At 67.2% G+C, this 19593-nt stretch carries 18 protein-coding genes and 1 pseudogene; 13 read left to right on the top strand and 6 right to left on the bottom strand.

The features are described from left to right. Positions 1-306 precede the first annotated feature (306 nt). A complete protein-coding gene (sap1, locus tag KPB06_RS06740; protein WP_059573585.1) occupies positions 307-654 on the top strand; it encodes a surface attachment protein Sap1 in 348 nt (115 codons plus the stop codon). A 190-nt stretch (positions 655-844) separates the two neighbouring features. Beyond that, complete coding sequence (locus KPB06_RS06735; protein WP_059573586.1) at positions 845-1399, top strand: YaeQ family protein; 555 nt, start codon at positions 845-847, stop codon at positions 1397-1399. A gap of 21 nt (positions 1400-1420) precedes the next feature. Here KPB06_RS06735 and KPB06_RS06730 read toward each other — a convergent pair whose 3' ends face one another. Beyond that, the gene (locus KPB06_RS06730; protein WP_059573587.1) at positions 1421-1834 is read right to left on the bottom strand and encodes a VOC family protein; all 414 of its coding nucleotides are present in this window, start codon (positions 1832-1834) and stop codon (positions 1421-1423) included. A gap of 429 nt (positions 1835-2263) precedes the next feature. On the opposite strand from KPB06_RS06730, the gene ada reads away from it, so the two are divergent. The 3 genes from ada to gshA all read left to right on the top strand — a co-directional run bounded on the left by ada (position 2264) and on the right by gshA (position 6388). Next, entirely contained in the window at positions 2264-3355 is a 1092-nt protein-coding gene (ada, locus tag KPB06_RS06725) for a bifunctional DNA-binding transcriptional regulator/O6-methylguanine-DNA methyltransferase Ada (RefSeq protein ID WP_099316939.1), read from the top strand. Then, positions 3352-4311 carry a DNA-3-methyladenine glycosylase family protein gene (locus tag KPB06_RS06720; protein WP_060010883.1) on the top strand — a complete coding sequence of 320 codons (960 nt, stop codon included), beginning with the start codon at positions 3352-3354 and terminating at the stop codon, positions 4309-4311. Before ada ends, KPB06_RS06720 begins: the two co-directional genes overlap by 4 nt. Positions 4312-4774: 463 nt before the next feature. Further along, positions 4775-6388 (top strand): glutamate--cysteine ligase, encoded by a 1614-nt coding sequence (gshA, locus tag KPB06_RS06715; protein WP_060010885.1) that lies wholly within the window; start codon positions 4775-4777, stop codon positions 6386-6388. A gap of 72 nt (positions 6389-6460) precedes the next feature. Here the strand turns inward: gshA and KPB06_RS06710 are convergent, their stop codons facing one another. After that, positions 6461-6778 carry a DUF4148 domain-containing protein gene (locus KPB06_RS06710; RefSeq protein ID WP_060010887.1) on the bottom strand — a complete coding sequence of 106 codons (318 nt, stop codon included), beginning with the start codon at positions 6776-6778 and terminating at the stop codon, positions 6461-6463. 405 nt (positions 6779-7183) lie between these two features. Between KPB06_RS06710 and KPB06_RS06705 the strand changes: the two genes are divergently transcribed. Both KPB06_RS06705 and KPB06_RS06700 read left to right on the top strand, forming a co-directional pair. Beyond that, the gene (locus KPB06_RS06705) at positions 7184-8824 is read left to right on the top strand and encodes an L-lactate permease (protein WP_059573592.1); all 1641 of its coding nucleotides are present in this window, start codon (positions 7184-7186) and stop codon (positions 8822-8824) included. A gap of 290 nt (positions 8825-9114) precedes the next feature. Next, on the top strand, positions 9115-9840 hold the full coding sequence (locus KPB06_RS06700) for a phosphonate utilization associated transcriptional regulator (protein ID WP_059573593.1): 726 nt from the start codon (positions 9115-9117) through the stop codon (positions 9838-9840). A 174-nt stretch (positions 9841-10014) separates the two neighbouring features. Here the strand turns inward: KPB06_RS06700 and KPB06_RS06695 are convergent, their stop codons facing one another. The 3 genes and pseudogenes from KPB06_RS06695 to KPB06_RS06685 all read right to left on the bottom strand — a co-directional run. Continuing rightward, positions 10015-10380 carry a hypothetical protein gene (locus KPB06_RS06695; RefSeq protein ID WP_179231734.1) on the bottom strand — a complete coding sequence of 122 codons (366 nt, stop codon included), beginning with the start codon at positions 10378-10380 and terminating at the stop codon, positions 10015-10017. Between the two features lie 691 nt (positions 10381-11071). Next, positions 11072-12460 carry an FAD-dependent oxidoreductase gene (locus KPB06_RS06690; RefSeq protein WP_060010889.1) on the bottom strand — a complete coding sequence of 463 codons (1389 nt, stop codon included), beginning with the start codon at positions 12458-12460 and terminating at the stop codon, positions 11072-11074. Between the two features lie 90 nt (positions 12461-12550). Further along, a pseudogene (locus KPB06_RS06685) lies at positions 12551-12773 on the bottom strand (2-aminoethylphosphonate--pyruvate transaminase); the annotation flags it as partial. Between the two features lie 142 nt (positions 12774-12915). On the opposite strand from KPB06_RS06685, the gene phnA reads away from it, so the two are divergent. From phnA to KPB06_RS06660, 5 genes are all read left to right on the top strand, one after another. After that, positions 12916-14154: a phosphonoacetate hydrolase gene (phnA, locus tag KPB06_RS06680; RefSeq protein WP_059573646.1), complete on the top strand. Its 1239-nt coding sequence runs from the start codon at positions 12916-12918 to the stop codon at positions 14152-14154. A 29-nt stretch (positions 14155-14183) separates the two neighbouring features. Then, positions 14184-15638, top strand: a complete 1455-nt coding sequence (gene phnY, locus KPB06_RS06675; protein WP_060010891.1) for a phosphonoacetaldehyde dehydrogenase — start codon at positions 14184-14186, stop codon at positions 15636-15638. A 180-nt stretch (positions 15639-15818) separates the two neighbouring features. Next, positions 15819-16601 carry an amino acid ABC transporter substrate-binding protein gene (locus KPB06_RS06670; protein ID WP_060010892.1) on the top strand — a complete coding sequence of 261 codons (783 nt, stop codon included), beginning with the start codon at positions 15819-15821 and terminating at the stop codon, positions 16599-16601. Positions 16602-16615: 14 nt separating this feature from the next. Further along, entirely contained in the window at positions 16616-17296 is a 681-nt protein-coding gene (locus KPB06_RS06665; RefSeq protein ID WP_059573598.1) for an amino acid ABC transporter permease, read from the top strand. After that, positions 17293-18051, top strand: coding sequence for an amino acid ABC transporter ATP-binding protein (locus tag KPB06_RS06660; protein ID WP_059573599.1), 759 nt, complete (start codon positions 17293-17295; stop codon positions 18049-18051). The genes KPB06_RS06665 and KPB06_RS06660 overlap by 4 nt, the downstream gene beginning before the upstream one ends. A gap of 25 nt (positions 18052-18076) precedes the next feature. Here the strand turns inward: KPB06_RS06660 and KPB06_RS06655 are convergent, their stop codons facing one another. Then, positions 18077-18892 carry an alpha/beta fold hydrolase gene (locus tag KPB06_RS06655; protein WP_059573600.1) on the bottom strand — a complete coding sequence of 272 codons (816 nt, stop codon included), beginning with the start codon at positions 18890-18892 and terminating at the stop codon, positions 18077-18079. 81 nt (positions 18893-18973) lie between these two features. On the opposite strand from KPB06_RS06655, the gene KPB06_RS06650 reads away from it, so the two are divergent. After that, complete coding sequence (locus KPB06_RS06650) at positions 18974-19588, top strand: CGNR zinc finger domain-containing protein (RefSeq protein WP_060010894.1); 615 nt, start codon at positions 18974-18976, stop codon at positions 19586-19588. Positions 19589-19593: the final 5 nt, after the last annotated feature.

Here is a 19593-nt window from a genome sequence, read left to right as displayed (position 1 = left end):
CCGAATAGCGAAATGGATTATCCAAACCGTTCAATCGCCGCATTGTAACTTCGCTGAAAGCCTTGTCGGATAACGCTTTCCGCCGGGCGGCGCGGGCTCCTCCGCGATTCGGCAGCGTTTGCCGGACGCGCGCCGCCCGCGAAAAGCGGGCCGCGCACGGGGTGCGACAATCCGCCGCTATTGCGGTCGCACAACAAATGTGCTTGCTATCGTTTGCCGGTCTTCTAAAGTGAAAAACGCGGGTTCACGATCACCTTTAAACACATAGCTAACCCAGCCTGGTGCCCGCAAGCCTGGAGACAGAACATGATCAAGCGTACCGGTGTCCTTTTTGCCCTTGTCGGCGCGTTTTGCGCGGTGTCGATCGCCCAGGCCGGCGGCGATTCGGCCGTCAAGCCGAAGCAGGAAATCCAGCTGACGAAGAACGCATGGGGCTGCCTGTCGAAAGACAATCTGGACTCCGTACTGAGTCACGAACGTGACGGCAAGTCGCAGGCGAAGCAGCAGTATTTCGACGACTTCCGCTGTCTGTCGGTGCCGGAAGGCCAGCGCTTCCGCGTGGTGTCGGTCGATCAGGGCGACGTGCAGTTCGTCAGCGCCGACAACAGCGACCAGCAAGGCCTCTGGGCCGATTCACGCTTCGTCAAGCAGTAACCGTCCATTCCCCGCGCAGTCGCACGACGCGCGAGCGCGCCGGCCCGACGAGCCGGCGGCGCGAACCGAACGCGGCCCGGCCCAATGCCGGGCCGTTGCGCTGTGGGGCGCGCATGACGCGCGCCGGACGGCCCGCATTCGGTATCATCACGGCCCGACCGAACCGAATGCCCGCCCGGGCCGTATCCGCATGGCGCTGAAATCCACGATCTACAAAGCCGAATTGCAAATCGCCGACATGGATCGGCATTACTACGCCGATCACGCGCTGACGGTGGCGCGCCATCCGTCGGAAACCGACGAACGGATGATGGTGCGCATCGTCGCGTTCGCGCTGTTCGCGCACGAGCGGCTCGAATTCTGCAAGGGGCTGTCGGACGTCGACGAGCCCGACTTGTGGCAGAAGGACCTGACGGGCGCGATCGACGTGTGGATCGAGGCCGGTCAGCCCGACGAACGGCGCATCTCGAAGGCGGCCGGGCGTGCCGGGCAGGTCACGGTGATCGCGTACGGCGGCAAGACGTCGGATATCTGGTGGCAGGGCGTGCGCAGCAAGGTCGAACGGCTGCGCAACGTGCAGGTGCTGTCGCTCGCCGACGGCGTCGCGGCCGCGCTCGGGCGGCTCGCGGCGCGCACGATGCGCCTGCAGTGCACGGTGCAGGACGGCGCCGCATGGATCTCGAGCGCGGACCACGATCCGGTCGCGGTCGAGTGGGCGGTGCTGAAGGCGCGCGCGGACGCGTAACGGCTCGCGCGTCGGCCGCGTTCAGCCGAGCGCGGCCGGCGGCCCCTTGAATTCGACCATGTTGCCTTCGGGATCGAACAGGTAGATCGACGGCCCGTAGCCGCCGGCGCCGTAGCGTTCGGCCGGCGCGCCGGGCCGCGCGCCATGCGCGGCGAAATGGGCGATCAGTGCGTCGGGATCGAACGGCTCGACGCGCAGGCACAGATGGTCGAGGTTGCGCCCGGCGCCGGGCGGGCCGCTGTCGGGGCGGTCGATCGGGCCGCCGACCGTCAGCAGGTCGATCAGCGCATCGCCGGCTCGCAGTTGCACGAGGCCCAGATCGGGCTGTTCCTTCTCCACATGGCAGCCGACGGCGTCGCAGTAAAAGCGCGTCATGGCCGCCATGTCGGTCACGCGCAGCACGATGTGATCGATTCCGCGGATGGTGGGCTTCATGGGCGGGACTCCTTCGCAGTCGACGAGCATCGAGTGTAGACGCATCGCGCCTGCGCTGCCGGCCGGAACGCGGCACAATCGACGGACGAAAAAAAGCCCGTTCGCGCAGAGCGGAACGGGCTTAATCCATATCAGGAGGAGACATGGAGGAGACAGTTCCAACTATACACACGGCGATGGTGCGACGCAATATTCCGATTGCAAAAAAACGTCAGGACGGCGATTTGTCGCATCCGCACTGCAGCAAAACGGTGACGGGACGATGACGGAAACGGCGCGCGAGCAGCCGCCGCGCGCGTTTCGTCGCATTTATCCCTATGGATGTGGCCCCGATTCGCCGACACGAATCACAGAGCAAGATCCAGGGCGCGACGGCATGTGCCGATGGCTAGAGTAGGCACCATCTACACTAGAGAGTGCGAGGTTCAGATGAAAACCGCCTATCCGACCGACGATGCCCGCTGGGGCGCCGTGACCGAGCGCGATCCGCACGCGGACGGCGCGTTCTTCTATGGCGTCAGCACGACCGGCGTGTTCTGTCGCCCGACCTGCGCGTCGCGGCAGCCACGCCGCGAGAACGTGTCCTTTTTCACCGATCCGGCGGCCGCGCGCGCGGCCGGTTTCCGGCCCTGCAAGCGTTGCCAGCCGGAAGGGCTGCCGCGCGAGCTGGAAATCGTCAATCGCGCGTGCGCGGTGCTCGACGCGCACGCCGAGCGGCTCACGCTGCAGCAGTTGAGCGACGCCGTGCACGTGAGCCCGTTCCACCTGCAGCGGCTCTTCAAGCGCGTGGTCGGCGTGTCGCCGCGGCAGTACCAGGCCGCGCAGCGCGGCGCCGCGCTGCGGCAGGCGCTCCAAGACGGCCAGCCGGTCACGCAGGCGGCCGTCGACGCGGGGTTCAACTCGCCGTCGCGGCTCTATGCGTCGGTGTCGCGCGAGCTCGGGATGGCGCCGTCCGCGTTTCGCCGCCAGGGCGCCGGCCTGCGGATCGACTACGCGACCGCGTCGACGTCGCTCGGCACGGTGCTCGTCGCCGCGACCGAACAGGGCATCTGCCGGATCGCGTTCGGCGACGACGCGGCGTCGCTCGTCGTCGAGCTGAAGAGCGCGTTCGCGCGGGCCGAACTCGTCGAATCGTCGGCCCGGCTCGCGCCGTTCGTCGCGCAGATCCGCGCGTATCTCGACGGCACGCGGCACGCGTTCGACCTGCCGCTCGACATCGCGCCGACCGCGTTCCAGCAGCGCGTGTGGGAAGCGCTGACGCATATCCCGTACGGCGAAACGCGCAGCTATTCGGAGATCGCCGAGGCGCTCGGCTCGCCGCGCGCGGTACGGGCGGTCGCGTCCGCGTGCGCGTCGAATCCGGTTGCGCTCGCGATCCCGTGCCACCGGGTCGTGCAAAAGGGCGGCGTGCTCGCCGGCTATCGCTGGGGCGTACGCCGCAAGGCGACGCTGCTCGCGGCCGAGGCGCGCCATGTTCACAACGATGAAGCCAAAGCCGAGACGGAGGGCAGTGCGGTTTGAGCATCGACACGATAACGATCACGTCTGTCGCGAACGGCGGCCCGGTGCCGCCGTCCGCGCAGATGGAACTGCGCTACAAGGCGCCGTACGACTGGGCGCGCGTGCTGCGCTTCTTCAGCGGGCGCGCGATTCCGGGCGTCGAGCAGGTGGCCGGCGGCGCGTATCGCCGCATCGTCGATCTGCACGGCGAGGCCGGCCGGCTCACCGTCACGAAGCACCCGCGCAAGCACTGCCTGATCGCGACCGTCGAAGGGGCGGTCGCGCGTCACGTCGACGACGCATTCGCCGCACGTGTCGCGACGATGTTCGACCTCGGCGCCGATCCGGCCGCGATCGGCGGCGGGCTCGCGCGCGATCCATGGTTCGCGCCGCTCGTCGAGGCCGCGCCGGGCTTGCGCGTGCCGGGCGCATGGTCGGGGTTCGAGCTGGCCGTGCGCGCGATCGTCGGCCAGCAGGTGAGCGTGAAGGCCGCGACGACGATCGTCGGCCGGCTCGTCGAACGGGCCGGCGAACGCGTGATTCATGAAGGCGACGGCGCGCCCGCGTGGCGTTTCCCGACGCCCGACGCGCTGGCCGCGTGCGATCTCGACAAGATCGGGATGCCCGGCAAGCGCGTGGCGGCGCTGACCGGCGTGGCGCGCGCGGTGGCGGCCGGCGACGTGCCGGTCGATCGCGCCCATGCCGATCTCGCGACGCTGCGCCGCGCGTGGCTCGATCTGCCCGGCATCGGCCCGTGGACCGTCGAATACATCGCGATGCGCGCGTGGCGCGACCCCGATGCGTGGCCGGCATCCGATCTGGTGCTGATGCAGTCGATCGCCGCGCGCGACCCGGCGCTCGACCGGCTCACCAGCCAGAAGCGCCGCACCGAAGGCTGGCGGCCATGGCGCGCGTATGCGGCGCTGCATCTGTGGAACGAAGTGGCCGACCGGGCGGGCGGCGCGCGCGGCGGGTAACTGCGGCGGCCGGCCGGGTGCGACCGCCAGCAGGCAGTGCCGCAACCCGTTGCGCACGCGATGCCGGCATGCGGCGAGTGCAGGCGTGACGCGGCCCGTCATGGCGATGCCACGCATTCGGCGCCGCCCCGATGCTGCGCGTGCGATGTCCGCGCACGCGTCGCTTCCCGATCCATTCAGCGGCATGGTTGCACCCGCGCGCCACGCGTTCGCCGTTCACGGTCCGTCAGACGAATTCCGCTGACCGGCGTGCCGACCGGCGTTGTCCGGAACCGGCGATGGAGGCCGGGACTGGCGCGTCCGGCCCGTCCGGTGGCCCGCTCAGGCCCGTGCGCCGGACCCGGCGCCACCTCAAGCGCGGGTTCCGGCGAGATGTTAAAGTGCCCGCTACCAACGAAGCGACCAACAATCCAGCCGGCCGCGCGCGGCGTTCTGCGCGCGGCCGTCACGCACTTGCGTCTCCATGTCGAACACCATGACTTACCGCCAGTCCGAACTGCTGCTGAAACGCCTCGACGCGCTGAGCTCGGGCCCGACGCGGCAGCATCTGCCCGACGGCCTGCGCGGCATCGAGAAGGAAAGCCTGCGCGTGACGCGCGACGGGATGATCGCGTTCACGCCGCATCCGCGCGCGCTCGGTTCGGCGCTCACGCATCCGGCGCTGACGACCGACTATTCCGAAGCGCTGATCGAACTGATCACGCCCGCGGAGCGCGACGCCGCGCTCACGCTCGAACGCCTCGACGATCTGCATCGCTACGTGTATGCGTCGCTCGGTGACGAGATCCTGTGGAACGACTCGATGCCGGGCCTGCTGCCGGCCGACGACCAGATCCCGATCGCCGACTACGGCACGTCGAACATCGGTCGCCTGAAGACGGTGTACCGGCGCGGCCTCGCGTATCGCTACGGCCGCACGATGCAGTGCATCGCCGGCATCCACTACAACTACTCGCTGCACGAGGAAGTGTGGCGGCGCCTGCATGCGGAAGAGGAATCCACGGCGACGCTCGTCGATTACCAGTCGGAACGCTATCTCGCGCAGATCCGCAACTTCCGCCGCCGCAGCTGGCTGCTGATGTACCTGTTCGGCGCGTCGCCGGTGCTCGACACGAAGTTCCTGCGCGGCAAGCCGCACAAGCTCGACACGTTCGACGCCGATACGCTGTACCGGCCGTATGCGACGAGCCTGCGGATGAGCGATCTCGGCTACTCGAATACGACGGCCCAGGCCGCGCTGCACGTCGACTACAACACGCTGCCCGGCTATCTCGACGCGCTGTCGAAGGCCGTCAGCGAGCCGTATCCGGCGTACGAGGCGATCGGCACGCATCGCGACGGCGAGTGGATCCAGATCAACACGAACGTGCTGCAGATCGAGAACGAGTTCTACTCGACGATCCGGCCGAAGCGCGTCACGTATTCGGGCGAGCGGCCGCTGCATGCGCTCGCGTCGCGCGGCGTGCAGTACATCGAAGTGCGCTGCCTCGACATCGATCCGTTCGAACCGACCGGCATCGCGCTGGAGACCGCGCGCTTCATCGATGCGTTCCTGCTCGCGTGCGCGCTCGACGAAAGCGCGCCGCTTGATTGCGACGCGTACAAGGAAGCGAACGCGAACTTCGGCAGCGTGACGCTGGACGGCCGCAAGCCGGGGCTCACGCTGACGCGCGACGGCCAGTCGGTCACGCTGCAGCAGTGGGCCGACGAGCTGATGGCCGATATCGAGGTCGTCGGTCGCCGGCTCGACGAAATCCGCGGCGGCGACGCGCATGCGCGCGCGATTGCCGCGCAGCGCGAGAAGCTCGCCGATCCGGAGCGCACCCCATCCGCGCGCGTGCTGCGCACGATGCGCGAGAACGGCCAGTCGTTCCTCGCGTTCGCGCTCGCGCAGAGCGAAGCGCATGCCGCGCATTTCCGCGCGCGCCCGCCGTCGGCCGAGACGCTGCGTACCGAGCAGGCGCTCGCCGCGAAGTCGCTCGCCGAGCAGGCCGAGCTCGAAGCGAAGGAGGCCGGATCGTTCGACGCATTCGTCGCCGCCTATCGCGCCTATACGCTGAACCGCTTCAGCGTGTGACGATCGCGCACGCGGCCGGCGCAGAATGCTGCGCCACGCCGCGATGCGACGGCCATCCGGTTCCATCGGCGATCAGTGATGGGCGTACGTGCCGCGATCGACCACGTGCGGCAGCGCCGGCTTGCCCGATTCCGTGCGGGCCCGGGCAGCGCCGCCGTAACCGGCCACGTCGCCTTCACCGCGCGCCTGCGCGGCACGCTGCAGGATCGCCTGCATGTTGCCCGGAAAGTCGGGACTGCTTGCGAGGCTCGCCCGGTAGCCGGCAGCCTGCAGCTCCACGAGTTCCTGGCGGACCTGCGCGCGCGTGAGCGTCGACGCGGCTTGCGCGTGAGCGGCGAACGCCGCGCCGATCAGCACGAATGCGCATGCCGCGTGTTTCATCGTCTTCATCGTGTGTGCTCCGTGAGGTTCCGGCGCCGCGCCATCGCCGGCGCGGCCGGAAACGATGCAGCCAGTCTAGGGTCCGGATGCCCAACGAAACATCGTCGCGGCTGGCAGTCACCTTTTCCGGTCGCGCAACATTGCGCGCACCGGTGAGCCGGCCGCGACGGGTTTCCTGTCGAGCGCGACAGCGGCGCGCCATCTGCCGGCCATCGTGCGGCGGGCCGCCCGCATCGGGCTTCTCCCCCTTGTACAAGCGTGCCGCGCCTCCTAACCTCTTTTAAGCGACCGATCGGTTGGCCGCGCAACGTCGTTGCGCATGCAAGCGCCCGATCGCGGCCGTGACTGCAGGACATCGCCTTGTACCGAACCCGGCGCATCGACATGCGAATTCGGGTCGACTCTGGAGACACGATGAATCCCACCGACGCCCTACCGCCCGGCATCGTCTTCGCGCAACCGTTGACGCCCGTCGCGCACTCGCTGCTCCTGTCGTTTCTCGTCGCCGTGATCCCGATCGCGGTCGCGCTGATCGCGCTCGGCGTGCTGCGCCGCCCCGCGTGGCAGGCGTCGCTCGCGGGGCTCGTCGCGGGCCTCGCGGTCGCGATCGGCGCGTGGGGGATGCCGGCCGGCCTCGCGTTCAACGCGGTCGGCGCCGGCATGGCGCTCGCGGTCGTGCCGGTGATGTGGATCGTCTTCAACGCGCTGCTGCTGTACAACATCGCGGTGAAGTCGGGCCGCTTCGATCAGTTCCGGCAGTGGATGCTCGACAACCTGCCCGACGACCGCCGCCTCGTGCTGCTCGTCGTCGCGTTCTCGTTCGGCTGTCTGCTCGAAGGGATTTCCGGCTTCGGCACGCCGGTCGCGATCACGAGCGCGCTCCTGATCGCGCTCGGCTTCCCCGCGCTCGAAGCGCTCACCTATACGCTGCTGTTCAACACGGCGCCGGTCGCGTTCGGCGCGCTCGGCGTGCCGATCACCGTGCTCGGCGCCGTCACGTCGCTGCCGCCCGCGACGCTCGCGCAGATGGTCGGCCGCCAGTTGCCGTTCTTCGCGCTGCTGCTGCCGTTCTACGTGGTCGGCGCGTATGGCGGGCTGCGCTCGATCTCGAAGCTGTGGCCGGCGCTGCTCGTGTCCGGCGGCAGTTTCGCGCTCGCGCAGTTCGTCACGTCGAACTACCTCGGCTATCAGCTCACCGACGTGCTGTCGTCGCTCTCGTCGCTGATCGTGACGATCGGCTTCCTGCAGGTGTGGAAGCCGCAGCCCGATCCGCAATACGCGCTCGCGCGCAGCGTGCCGGCCGCCGCCGGCGCCGCGCGCGCGGGCTTCGGCGGCTGGCTGCCGTGGCTCGTCGTGTCGGTGGTCGTGATCGTGTGGGTGCACGCGAACATCGCGGCGATCGGCGACGTGAAGATCAAGTGGCCGGGCCTGCACAACGCCGTGTACGTGTCGCTGTACCACAAGCCGTATGCGGCGATCTGGGATTTCCAGCCGCTCGGCACCGGCACCGCGATCCTCGTGTCGGCGATCATCACGGCCGCGCTGACGCGCACCGGCCCCGGTGCGTTCGTCGAATGCGTGGTGAAGACGTGGCGGCAAACGTGGATCGCGATCGTCACGGTGATGATGATCGTCGGGCTCGCGTACCTGCTGAACTACTCGGGCATCAGCTACACGCTCGGCACCGGCGTCGCGTCGACGGGCGCGCTGTTCCCGCTGGTGTCCGCGTCGCTCGGCTGGATCGCCGTGTTCCTGTCCGGCAGCGACACGTCGGGCAACGCGCTGTTCGGCAACCTGCAGGTCGTGGCCGCTCGGCAGCTCGGCCTCGATCCGGTGCTGATGGCCGCGACCAATTCGTCGGGCGGCGTGATGGGCAAGATGATCTCGCCGCAGAACATCGCGACGGGTGTGTCGACGACGGACCTGAAAGGGCAGGAGGGCGTCGTGTTCGCCCGCACCTTCTGGCACAGCGTGATTCTCACGCTGTTGCTCGGCGTGCTGGTGTTCCTGCAGCAGCACGTGCTGACATGGATGATTCCGGCGCTGCCGAAGTGACGCACGGCGCCGCGACAGAAGGAAGGCACGAGGAAAACAACGAGGGAAGGCGCGGGAAAAGCGCCACGTACCATGCGGGAACGGCGAGCGCGCGGCGGCTCAGCGCGCGTTCGCCCGCCGCGTACCGCACGGCGGCGGCGTGCCGGTTGCAGGTTGGTTGCGCTCCGGCGCGCAGGATGGGCTTTTGGCGACTGAAAACTGTGGACAATATGCCGGGGCGACGGTATACAACGATCATTCGCCGATACGGCGCCCCCGTTTTCACCGACAGCTCCGCCGCCTGCCCGACCATGACTGCCCCGAACGCGCTCAGCGCCATCGAACTCCTGCAAAGCCAGTCGCTCGCGATGATCGTTCAGGACATGCTCGAGCGCGCGATCGTCTCCGGCGAATACGCGCCCGGCGAAAAGCTCAACGAAGTCGATATCGCGACGAAGCTGAACGTGTCGCGCGGCCCGGTGCGCGAAGCGTTCCGCGCGCTCGAACAGGCCGGCCTGCTGCGCAACGAGAAGAACCGCGGCGTGACCGTGCGCGTCGTGCCGCTGCGCGAGGCCGAGGAGATCTACGAAGTGCGCGCGATGCTCGACGAGTCGGTCGCGCGCGCGCTGGCGAAGCGCATCTCGCCCGACACGCTGAAGGTGCTGAAGGGCATCGTCCAGTCGATGAAGGACGCCGCGAAGGCGCACGACGTCACGCGTTATACCGAGCTGAACGTGCAGTTCCACGACGCGATGGTGGTCGGCGTCGGCAATACGCATCTCGTCGATACCTACCGGCGGCTCGTGCGCCAGCTCGGCCTGCTGCGCCAGGCGGCGATCGAGGCCGAGGAGGATGCGATCGCGGTGTCGGCGGCCGAGCACGACAGGATCGTCCAGGCGCTCGCGGCCGGCGACGAGGAAAAGGCCGTCGCGCTCGTGCGCGAGCACGTCGCGCATGGTCTCGCCCGGATGCGCCGCATGCATGAGCAGGGGTTGCCCGCGACGGGCAAGGCGGCGCGGGAGAAGGCGGGCGCGTGAATTGCCGCGTTAGCGGTTACCGCACATTGACGACGCACGGAGTGGGCCAACTGAATCACGGTCTTCGATAGAGATGCCGGCTGGCGCATCCCCGTTGCAGGGCAGAGCCCGACGGCCAGCTCTGCGCAGGACATCGATGATGTTCGTCCGAATGCGATGATCGCTCGCCGCCGATCATTGGCCGCGCTGCTTATCAAAGAAGTCGTCGAGTACCCAACCCGTTCCGGATTCGCAGCGCACTTGCGTGTACGCGTAAATCTTCGCAGCCCGATCCGTCACCGGGACGCAGGATTCGCCTTTCCTGACCGTGAAGATCGGATGCGTTCTGTCGTCGTTTGGCTCGGCGAAGGCTGGCATGTCACGAAGTGCCGCCCATTTCTCGTCTTTATATTTCGAGCACGCACCGATCATCATCGTGAGCGCGACAACTAGCAGCAGGCGTGTCATTTTTTCGGATACCGTCGGATTCCAATCAGGCGTTTCGAATGGCGCAGACCGGTCATCAAATCCGCAGGCGCTATGATACTCGGGAGTTGCCATCTCGGGTCGTGAGCCAGAATTCCCGCTTTGCCAAGTACTTCGGCTATGTTCGAGGAGCAATTGTTGTCGACGAGAGAGTATGGTTTGTTTTCGTGTAGCCGGCGTTTTATCTCGGAAACGATGATCCTTTTCTCATCCCTGGATGTATGAAGGAGATAGCCGATCGTATCGCGTTGCATCTTGGTCTGCTGGCGATTTAAGTAGTTCAGGATGCTATCTACGTCCCATCCCGGGTGCGCTCGGCCATATACGACCCCATCGACTGCAATCGCGACATGTCCGAACTGCGACCCTCTCGAGACGGATCGGGAATCGCTAATCAAGATTTCAATGGTTGTTGATGAGTGCATGAAAGAAAAGGCGGGATTCTATTTTTCGGATTGTTTGAATCCTATCATGCTGTTTTTGATAATAAAATCGAGATAATGAAATGACAAAAATAAAGCGTATGGATTGGTGCGCCGTTTTATAAGTTTTATTTTAGCTGGGACATGTCTTGTCGATGCGTGATTGTCCTCATGGGGGATTTTGCGTTTCGAAACAAAAGCGGCGCCTGGAATCGGACTTTTTCTATTAGCGGGATTTCCCCACCTGTTGTTCGGTCGATGTGCGGATTCGACAGAGGCTGGCGACATGATGGTGCCGGGGAGCCGCCGGCCTCTCCCGTTTCTCGCCGCATTCGCCCCGCCCGTTACGCCTTGTCCGCCTTCCCCGCCGCACTCGCCAACTTCGCGAGCCACGTATCGACGACCGACGGCTGCCGGTTCTCGTCTTCCGCGCGCTCCTTGCGGCGGATCGCATTGCGCACGACATGCGCGCCGACATAGCGAATCGGCTCCGGCGGAAACCGGCCGAGCGGGCCGCGCACGAGCGGGCTGCGCGTCCACGCGTTGTCGAGGCCGAGCACGAGCGACGACAGGATCTGCCCGCCCATGTAGGTCGGCCCGACGCCGTTGCCCGAATAGCCGAAGCCGTAGAACACGTTCGGCGCGTCGTCGAGGCGGCCGAAGAACGGGAAGCCCGTTACCGAGCGGTCCGACGGCCCGTTCCAGCTTGCGGTGATCGGCACGCCCGCAAGCGACGGAAAAAATGCGCGCAGGCTCTGCGTGAGCTGCGCCTCGTACGGCGAGCGCCGGTCGAACACGGGCGCGATGCGGCTGCGCCACGAGAACGTGTTGCCGCCCTTGCCGAGCATCAGCCGCCCGTCGGCCGTCGTGCGGTAGTAGTAGACGAAGATCCGCGAATCGAGCACCGACACGCCGTCCACGAGCCCCGTCCGCTCCAGCAATGCCGGGCATTTCTCGGTCATCACCATGTCGCTCGACACGACCGCGATCGTGCGTTCGAACTGCGGGAAGCGGCTCGCCATCCACGCGTTGATCGCGAAGACCAGCTTGCCTGCGTGCACGCTGCCGGACGGCGTCTGCACGGCGGCCGGCTGCCCCGGCGTGAAGTCGACGAGCGGCGTGCGCTCGTAGATCCGGATGCCCATATCGAGCGCGACGCGGCGCAGGCCGCGCACGAGCTTGCCGGGATGCACGGTCGCGGCGATCGGCGAGTACACGCCGTCGAGATTGCGTGCGGAGCCCGAGCGGCGCGCGACTTCGGCGGGCGGCAGATGTTCGTAGCTGTGGATGCCGCACGCGGCGAGCGCGTCGAGCACCGGCGCGAGCGTGCCGACCTGCGCGCGCGACGTCGCGGTGTACAGCGTGCCGTCGAGCCGCAGTTCCGCATCGATGCCGTGCGTGCGGCAGAAGTCGGCGATGTGCTGGACGGCCGCTTCCGACGCCCTCACGAGCCGGATCGCCTCGGCTTCGCCGAACAGGCGCCGCAGCGTCAGGAATTTCGCGGACCACGTGAGCAGGCAGCCGCCGTTGCGGCCGCTCGCGCCGGCGCCGCACAGGTCGGCTTCGAGGATCGCGATATCGAGCGCGGGGTTGTGCCGCTTCGCCTGGATCGCGGTCCAGAGGCCCGTGAAGCCGCCGCCGACGATGCACACGGCGGCCTGCGTCGCACCTTGCAGCGCGGGGGCGAGATCGCCGTCGTTGAACAGTGCTTGTTCGATCCAGAAGGGGCGCATCGGAGCATTCGTCGATAAAGGGCCGTGCGGCGCACAGCCGGAAAAACGGGCGGCCGCATGCGTATGCGGTCGGTACGTCGCGTCACATCGTCATGCAGCCGCTTCGGCCGATAGGCGGCTGCGGCGCACATCCATCGCCTTCAGCGTGTCGGCGATCGCCGCGACAGCGCGCGGAATCGCGGCTTCGCCGACGCGACCGATGCAGCCGACGCGGAGCGTCTGCACCTTCGGTCCGCTTGCCCGGATACGGAATGTAGTCGCCCTTTTTGACCTCCTGATAACACCGCTTGAAGTCGTCATTCGGATCGTCCGGGCGCCATCGCCTTGCTTCCTGCTTTTTGCATGTTGTTGACAATCTACAAATCGTCCATTTTAATGTCAAGCATCGAAACACCCCTTCGGCGCGGCTCGGGCGCCGACGGCTCACAGCTTCGACAGGAAAAGGAATGAACGTCATGACTGAAACGCCCGTCTCCGTGGAAGTGAACGGCCGTCGCTACAACTGGATGAGCCGGCCCGTGGTGGTCGTCTGCGTCGATGGCTGCGCGTATGAATATCTGGAAGAGGCCGCCGAGGCGGGCGTCGCGCCGTTCCTGCGCACGCTGCTGAAGCCCGGCACGGCACTGAAGGGCGAATGCGTGGTGCCGAGCTTCACGAACCCGAACAACCTGTCGATCGTGACCGGCGTGCCGCCGGCGATCCACGGGATCAGCGGCAACTACTTCTACGATCGCGACACCGGCGCCGAGGTGCTGATGAACGATCCGAAGTACCTCGTCGCGTCCACCGTGCTCGCGGCCTTCGCCGAGCGGGGCGCGCGCGTCGCGGTCGTCACCGCGAAGGACAAGCTGCGCCGTCTGCTCGGCAAGGGGCTGAAGGGCATCTGCTTCTCGTCGGAAAAGGCCGACGAAGCGAGCGTCGAGGAAAACGGCATCGACAACGTGCTGGAGCTGGTCGGCAAGCCGGTGCCGAGCGTGTACAGCGCGGCGCTGTCGGAATTCGTGTTCGCGGCCGGCGTGCGCCTGCTCGAGACGCGCCCGATCGACCTGATGTACCTGTCGACCACCGACTACGTGCAGCACAAGTGCGCGCCAGGCACGGAAGGCGCGAACGCGTTCTACGCGATGATGGACACGTACCTGAAGCGCCTCGACGAGCTCGGCGCGATCGTCGCGATCACCGCCGATCACGGGATGAACGCGAAGCACGACGACGCGACCGGCGAGCCGAACGTCGTCTACCTGCAGGAACTGTTCGACGAATGGCTCGGCCACGATGCGGCGCGCGTGATCCTGCCGATCACCGATCCGTACGTCGTGCACCATGGTGCGCTCGGTTCGTTCGCGACCGTCTATGTGCCGGCAACGGCCGATGCCGAAGCGCTGCGCGCGCGGCTCGCCGCGGTCGACGGCATCGACGTCGTGCTGACGGGCGCCGAAGGCTGCGCGCGCTTCGAGCTGCCGCCCGCGCGGATGGGCGACCTGATCGTGATCTCCAGGCAGGACGTCGTGCTCGGCACGCGCCGCATCAAGCACGATCTGTCCGGCCTCGACGTGCCGTTGCGCTCGCACGGCGGGATCTCCGAGCAGATCGTGCCACTGATCTTCAGCAAGCCGGTCGCGACCGACGTCGCGGGCCGCGCGCGGCTGCGCAACTTCGACATCATCGATATCGCGCTCAACCATCTGCAGTGATGCACGCGCATCCGTGGGGAGATACAGGCATGAACGCCTTTGCAGCATCGACGGCGGTGCGCGAGATTCGTCGCGAGGCACTGCGAATCGACGGCGAGCGGATTCAGCGGGATGCGGTGATCGACGTGCGCAACCCGTACGACGGCGCACTGGTCGGCACCGTGCCGAAGGCGACGCTCGACGACGTGCGCCGCGCATTCGCGGTCGCGCGTGCGTACCGGCCGACGCTCACGCGCCACGATCGCGCGGCGATCCTGCGCCGCGCGGCCGACATCGTGCGTGCTCGCACCGCGGAGATCGCGGCGCTGATCACGGCCGAGGCCGGTTTGTGCATCAAGGATTCGACGTACGAAGCGGGCCGCGTGGCCGACGTGCTGACGTTCGGCGCCGGCGAAGTGCTGAAGGACGACGGGCAGATCTTCTCGTGCGATCTGACGCCGCACGGCAAGAAGCGCCGCGTGTACACGCAGCGCGACCCGCTGCTCGGCGTGATTTCGGCGATCACGCCGTTCAACCACCCGATGAACCAGGTCGCGCACAAGGTCGTGCCGTCGGTCGCGACCAACAACCGGATCGTCGTGAAGCCGTCGGAGAAGGTGCCGCTGTCGTGCTACCTGTTCGCGGACATCCTGTACGAAGCCGGCTTGCCGCCGCAGATGCTGCAGGTGATCACCGGCGACCCGAAGGACATTGCGGACGAATTGATCACGAACCCGGCGATCGACCTGATCACGTTCACCGGCGGCGTGTCGATCGGCAAATCGATCGCCGCGCGGATGGGCTATCGGCGCGCGGTGCTCGAACTCGGCGGCAACGATCCGATCATCGTGATGGAAGACGCTGATCTCGACGAGGCGAGCACGCTCGCGGTGTCGGGCTCGTACAGGAATTCGGGGCAGCGCTGCACGGCGATCAAGCGGATGCTCGTGCACGAGGCAGTGGCCGATCGCTTCACGGAACTCGTCGTCGAGAAGACGCGCGCATGGTCGTACGGCAACCCGTCCGATCCGTCGGTCGACATGGGCACCGTGATCGACGAAGCGGCCGCGCGGTTCTGCGAGCAGCAGGTGAACGACGCGATCGCGCGCGGTGCGCGGCTGCTGGTCGGCAACGTGCGCGACGGCGCGCTGTATTCGCCGACCGTCGTCGATCGCGTGACGCCCGACATGCCGCTGGTCAAGCATGAAACCTTCGGGCCGGTGTCGCCGATCCTGCGCTTTCGCGACATCGACGAAGCGATCCGGATGTCGAACAGCACCGACTACGCGCTGTCGTCGTCGGTGTGCACGAACCGCTTCGACCACATCACGCGCTTCATCACCGAGCTCGAAGTCGGCAGCGTGAACGTGCGCGAGGTGCCCGGCTATCGGCTCGAGCTGACGCCGTTCGGCGGCGTGAAGGATTCGGGGCTCGGATACAAGGAGGGTGTGCAGGAAGCGATGAAGAGCTTCACGAACACGAAGACGTATTCGTTGCCATGGTAAGCGACGTGTAAGGGGCCCGGGCCGGCATGGCAGCTGGTGCGGGCGTTATTCGATCGGCTCATATCGTTAGCCGATTTGCGTTTTTGCCGGGCCTTCCCGCATCGGTAGAATTCGCGGACCTCTCGAACGGCGCAGGCGTGCCGGCGGGATGATTCTCTCCAATCATTCGGGGTCCGCACCATGAAATTCCTCCGCTCCATCCTGGTCGTCGCGCTGCTGCAGGCCGCCGCGGCCACCAGCGCGCTGGCTGCCGACGACCTGTCGCAGATCAAGTCGGCCGGCGTGTTCCGCATCGGTACCGAAGGCACCTACGCGCCGTTCACGTACCACGACGAGACGGGCAAGCTGACGGGCTTCGACGTCGACATCGCGACCGCGATCGCGCAGCGTCTCGGCGTGAAGCCGCAGTTCGTCGAAGGCAAATGGGACGGGCTGATCGCGGGTCTCGACGTGAACCGCTACGACGCGGTCGTGAACGAAGTGTCGATCACCGACGCGCGCAAGGCGAAATACGATTTCTCGACGCCGTACATCACGTCGCACGCGGTGCTGATCGTGCGCGCGGACAACACGACGATCCGCTCGTTCGACGACCTGAAGGGCAAGAAATCCGCGAACACGCTGACCAGCAATTTCGGCAAGCTCGCGGCCGCGCACGGCGCCGACGTGGTGCCCGTGCAGGGCTTCAACGAATCGATCGACCTGCTGACGTCCGGACGCGTCGATGCGACGATCAACGATTCGCTGTCGTACCTCGATTTCCGCAAGCACAAGCCCGACGCGAAACTGAAGATCGCGGCGACCGACACGAGCGGCGCGGGCGACGCGTCCGGCGTGCTGCTGCGCAAGGGCAGCCCCGCGCTGGTGGCCGCGATCGACAAGGCGCTCGCGGACATCAAGGCGGACGGCACCTACGCGAAGATCTCGCAGAAGTACTTCGGCCGCGACGTGTCGCAGCCGTGACGCGAGGCTGAACGATGCCGGCCTGGCTGCACCTGATGGCGGAATCGCTGCGCCCCCTGCTCGTTGCAGGGCTCGTGTTTACGGTTCCGCTCACGCTCGCGTCGTTCGCGATCGGCCTTTTGCTCGCGTTCGGCGCAGCGCTCGCGCGGCTGTTCGGGCCGCGCTGGGCGCAGGCCGTCGTGCGTTTCTATATCTGGCTGTTCCGCGGCTCGCCGTTGCTCGTGCAGTTGTTCGTGATCTTCTACGGGCTACCGAGCGTCGGCATCGTGCTCGATCCGCTGACGGCCGCCGTGATCGGCTTCTCGCTGAACGTCGGCGCGTACAACGCGGAAGTGATTCGCGGCGTGATCGAATCGATCCCCAAGGGGCAATGGGAGGCCGCGTACTCGATGTCGATGACGCGCGCGCAGGCGCTGCGCCGCGCGATCCTGCCGCAGGCCGCGCGCGTCGCGCTGCCCGCGCTGTCGAATTCGTTCATTTCGCTCGTGAAGGACACGTCGCTCGCGGCCGTGCTGACGGTACCCGAGATCTTCCAGGCCGCGCAGCGCATCGCGGCCGTGACCTACGAGCCGCTGATTCTCTATACCGAAGCCGCGCTGATCTATCTGCTGTTCAGCTCGGTGCTGTCCACGCTGCAACGTCGCCTCGAAACCCGCTTCGGCCGGCATGCGCTGTTCCACGCGGAGTTGCGATGATCCGTCTCGAGCGCATCGACAAGTCGTTTGGCTCGCATCGCGTGTTGAGCGGAATCGACCTCGCATTGCAGCCGGGGAGCGTAACGGCGCTGATCGGCCCGTCCGGCAGCGGCAAGAGCACGCTGCTGCGCTGCGTGAACCTGCTCGAAGTGCCGGAGGCGGGCGCGCTCGCGGTCGGCGATGCGCGCATCGCATTCGTGCCGGGGCGCCGGCCGTCGCGCGACGCGGTATTCGCGGTGCGCAGGCAGACCGGCATGGTGTTCCAGAACTTCCAGTTGTTTCCGCACCTGAGCGTCGTGCAGAACGTGATGGAGGGGCTCGTGACCGTGCAGCGCTGGCCGCGCGAGCAGGCGCGCCAGCGGGCGCTCGCGCTGCTCGACAAGGTGGGCATCGCGGGCAAGGCCGACGCATGGCCGGCCACGCTATCGGGCGGACAGCAGCAGCGCGTGGCGATCGCGCGCGCGCTCGCGCCGTCTCCGCAGGTGCTGCTGTGCGACGAGCCGACATCGGCGCTCGATCCGGAACTGTCCGTCGAAGTGGTCGAGGTGCTGCGCCAGCTCGCGCGGGAAGGCACGACGATGCTGATGGCCACGCACGACCTGCGCCTGGCCGCGTCGATCGCGCATGATGCGGTGTTCCTCGCCGATGGCCGCATCGTCGAAGCCGGCGCGTCGCGCGACCTGTTCGGCCGGCCGCGCGACCCGCGTACCGCGAAGTTCGTCGCGACGCTCGCGCAAGGCGTGCCGGTGTTCTGACGACGCGACGCGAGGTGGCTGGCGGTCAGCGTGGCGCGTGCGCGTCGAGCACCGCGGCGACGATCGCCTCCGGCGCATCTTCCTGAACCAGATGGCCCGCGTGCGGGACGCGGATCAGCTTGCCGTTCGCGACGCGATCGGCGAGCGCCTGCCCTTGCTCGAGCGGAATCCATGCGTCGTCCTCGCCCCACACGATGCGCACCGGAAAGTCCGGCGGCGCGTAGCGGGCTTCCGCTTCCTCGATGTAGCGCTGGCGCATCTGCGCGATCTGACGGTAGAACGCGGCCTGGCCGGCCGGCGTGAGCCACGGTGCACGGTAGATCGACAGTGCTTCGTCGCTCAGCGGTCGTGCGACCGCCTGGCCGATATAGGCCGACACGAGCGCACGGTGCGCGTACGCGGGCAGGCCGGTGAACGCGGCTTCGTGCTGCGCGACGTGACGCACGAACGGCGACCCTTGCGGCGCGATCGCGACCGGGTTCACGAGCGTGAGATCCGCATACGCGATGCCGTCGAGGAAGTGCGCGCGCAGCACCGTGGCGCCGCCGTAGTCGTGCGCGAGCACACGCGGCCGCGCGAGTGTCCATTCGTTCAGCAGTGCGCCGAACAGCGCGTTCTGGCGGCCGAGCGACACGTCCGCGTCCGGCATGTCGGACTGGCCGTAGCCGAGCAGGTCGTAGACATACACGCGATGGCGCCGCGCGAGCCACGGCGCGATCCGGCGCCATACCTGCGACGAAAACGGCGTGCCGTGCACGAGCACGAGCGGCGGGCCTTCGCCGAGCGTGCCCCATGCAATCCGGTGGCCTTCGAAATTGAAGCGGTTCGGGAGTTCGAGCATCGGCTTCTCCGTGCTAACCTGTTTTGGTTGTTAACAGGTTACGCCGGATTTTCCGGATATGAAACCGATAGGTGCAAATAAATGGTTACTCGATCCGACCCGGCACGGCACGGGCACGAATGGCGCGCGGCCGATTTCGTCGGCGGCCATCCGGCGCTCGACTTCCTCAACACGGTGGCCGACACGGGCAAGACGCGCGACGAGGACAAACTCGTCGACTGGCCGGCCGTGCGTGCGTGGGCCGGGAAAGCGGGGTTGCTGGCGCCCGACGATCTGGCGCGGCTGCTGCGTCATCCGCGCCAGGATGGCCCCGAGGAGCTGGCGGCGCTGCACCGCTTTCGCGACGACGCGTACGCCGCGATCGTGCACCTGACGGCCGCGGGCGGCGGCGGCGCGGGCGCGCGCGCTGCCGAGCGGCTTGCGCTGGCGATCCGCGAGGCGATCGGGCGGAGTGCGTTCGATGCGGTTGGCGGCCGCTTCGCGTGGCGACCGGACGCGCGCGCTGCGTCGCGCTGGATCGATGCGGCTGCGCTCGGTTTCGAGGATCTGATGCGCAGCGACGATTTCGCGCGCGTGCGGCAATGCGGCCGGTGTACGTGGTTCTTCGTCGATCGCGGCCGCGGCGTCGGGCGGCGGTGGTGCGACATGCGCACGTGCGGGAACCGCGCGAAGGTGGAGGCGTTCAGGGAGCGGTGACGCGC

It is taken from the genome of Burkholderia semiarida (assembly GCF_029268935.1).
GTDB classification, from domain to species: Bacteria; Pseudomonadota; Gammaproteobacteria; order Burkholderiales; family Burkholderiaceae; genus Burkholderia; species Burkholderia semiarida.
Note: the sequence above shows the minus strand (reverse complement) of the source record. Positions and strands in the feature narration are given on the sequence as shown.

What these genes read in the sequence shown, in the direction of transcription:
- KPB06_RS06700 (WP_059573593.1), top strand. Translation starts at nt 9,115, where the DNA reads ATGACTGCCCCGAACGCGCTCAGCGCCATCGAACTCCTGCAAAGCCAG.
- KPB06_RS06735 (WP_059573586.1), top strand. Translation starts at nt 845, where the DNA reads ATGGCGCTGAAATCCACGATCTACAAAGCCGAATTGCAAATCGCCGAC.
- sap1 (WP_059573585.1), top strand. Translation starts at nt 307, where the DNA reads ATGATCAAGCGTACCGGTGTCCTTTTTGCCCTTGTCGGCGCGTTTTGC.
- KPB06_RS06695 (WP_179231734.1), bottom strand. Translation starts at nt 10,380, where the DNA reads ATGGCAACTCCCGAGTATCATAGCGCCTGCGGATTTGATGACCGGTCT.
- KPB06_RS06730 (WP_059573587.1), bottom strand. Translation starts at nt 1,834, where the DNA reads ATGAAGCCCACCATCCGCGGAATCGATCACATCGTGCTGCGCGTGACC.
- phnA (WP_059573646.1), top strand. Translation starts at nt 12,916, where the DNA reads ATGACTGAAACGCCCGTCTCCGTGGAAGTGAACGGCCGTCGCTACAAC.
- KPB06_RS06710 (WP_060010887.1), bottom strand. Translation starts at nt 6,778, where the DNA reads ATGAAGACGATGAAACACGCGGCATGCGCATTCGTGCTGATCGGCGCG.
- KPB06_RS06650 (WP_060010894.1), top strand. Translation starts at nt 18,974, where the DNA reads ATGGTTACTCGATCCGACCCGGCACGGCACGGGCACGAATGGCGCGCG.
- KPB06_RS06690 (WP_060010889.1), bottom strand. Translation starts at nt 12,460, where the DNA reads ATGCGCCCCTTCTGGATCGAACAAGCACTGTTCAACGACGGCGATCTC.
- KPB06_RS06655 (WP_059573600.1), bottom strand. Translation starts at nt 18,892, where the DNA reads ATGCTCGAACTCCCGAACCGCTTCAATTTCGAAGGCCACCGGATTGCA.
- phnY (WP_060010891.1), top strand. Translation starts at nt 14,184, where the DNA reads ATGAACGCCTTTGCAGCATCGACGGCGGTGCGCGAGATTCGTCGCGAG.
- KPB06_RS06670 (WP_060010892.1), top strand. Translation starts at nt 15,819, where the DNA reads ATGAAATTCCTCCGCTCCATCCTGGTCGTCGCGCTGCTGCAGGCCGCC.
- gshA (WP_060010885.1), top strand. Translation starts at nt 4,775, where the DNA reads ATGTCGAACACCATGACTTACCGCCAGTCCGAACTGCTGCTGAAACGC.
- KPB06_RS06660 (WP_059573599.1), top strand. Translation starts at nt 17,293, where the DNA reads ATGATCCGTCTCGAGCGCATCGACAAGTCGTTTGGCTCGCATCGCGTG.
- ada (WP_099316939.1), top strand. Translation starts at nt 2,264, where the DNA reads ATGAAAACCGCCTATCCGACCGACGATGCCCGCTGGGGCGCCGTGACC.
- KPB06_RS06705 (WP_059573592.1), top strand. Translation starts at nt 7,184, where the DNA reads ATGAATCCCACCGACGCCCTACCGCCCGGCATCGTCTTCGCGCAACCG.
- KPB06_RS06665 (WP_059573598.1), top strand. Translation starts at nt 16,616, where the DNA reads ATGCCGGCCTGGCTGCACCTGATGGCGGAATCGCTGCGCCCCCTGCTC.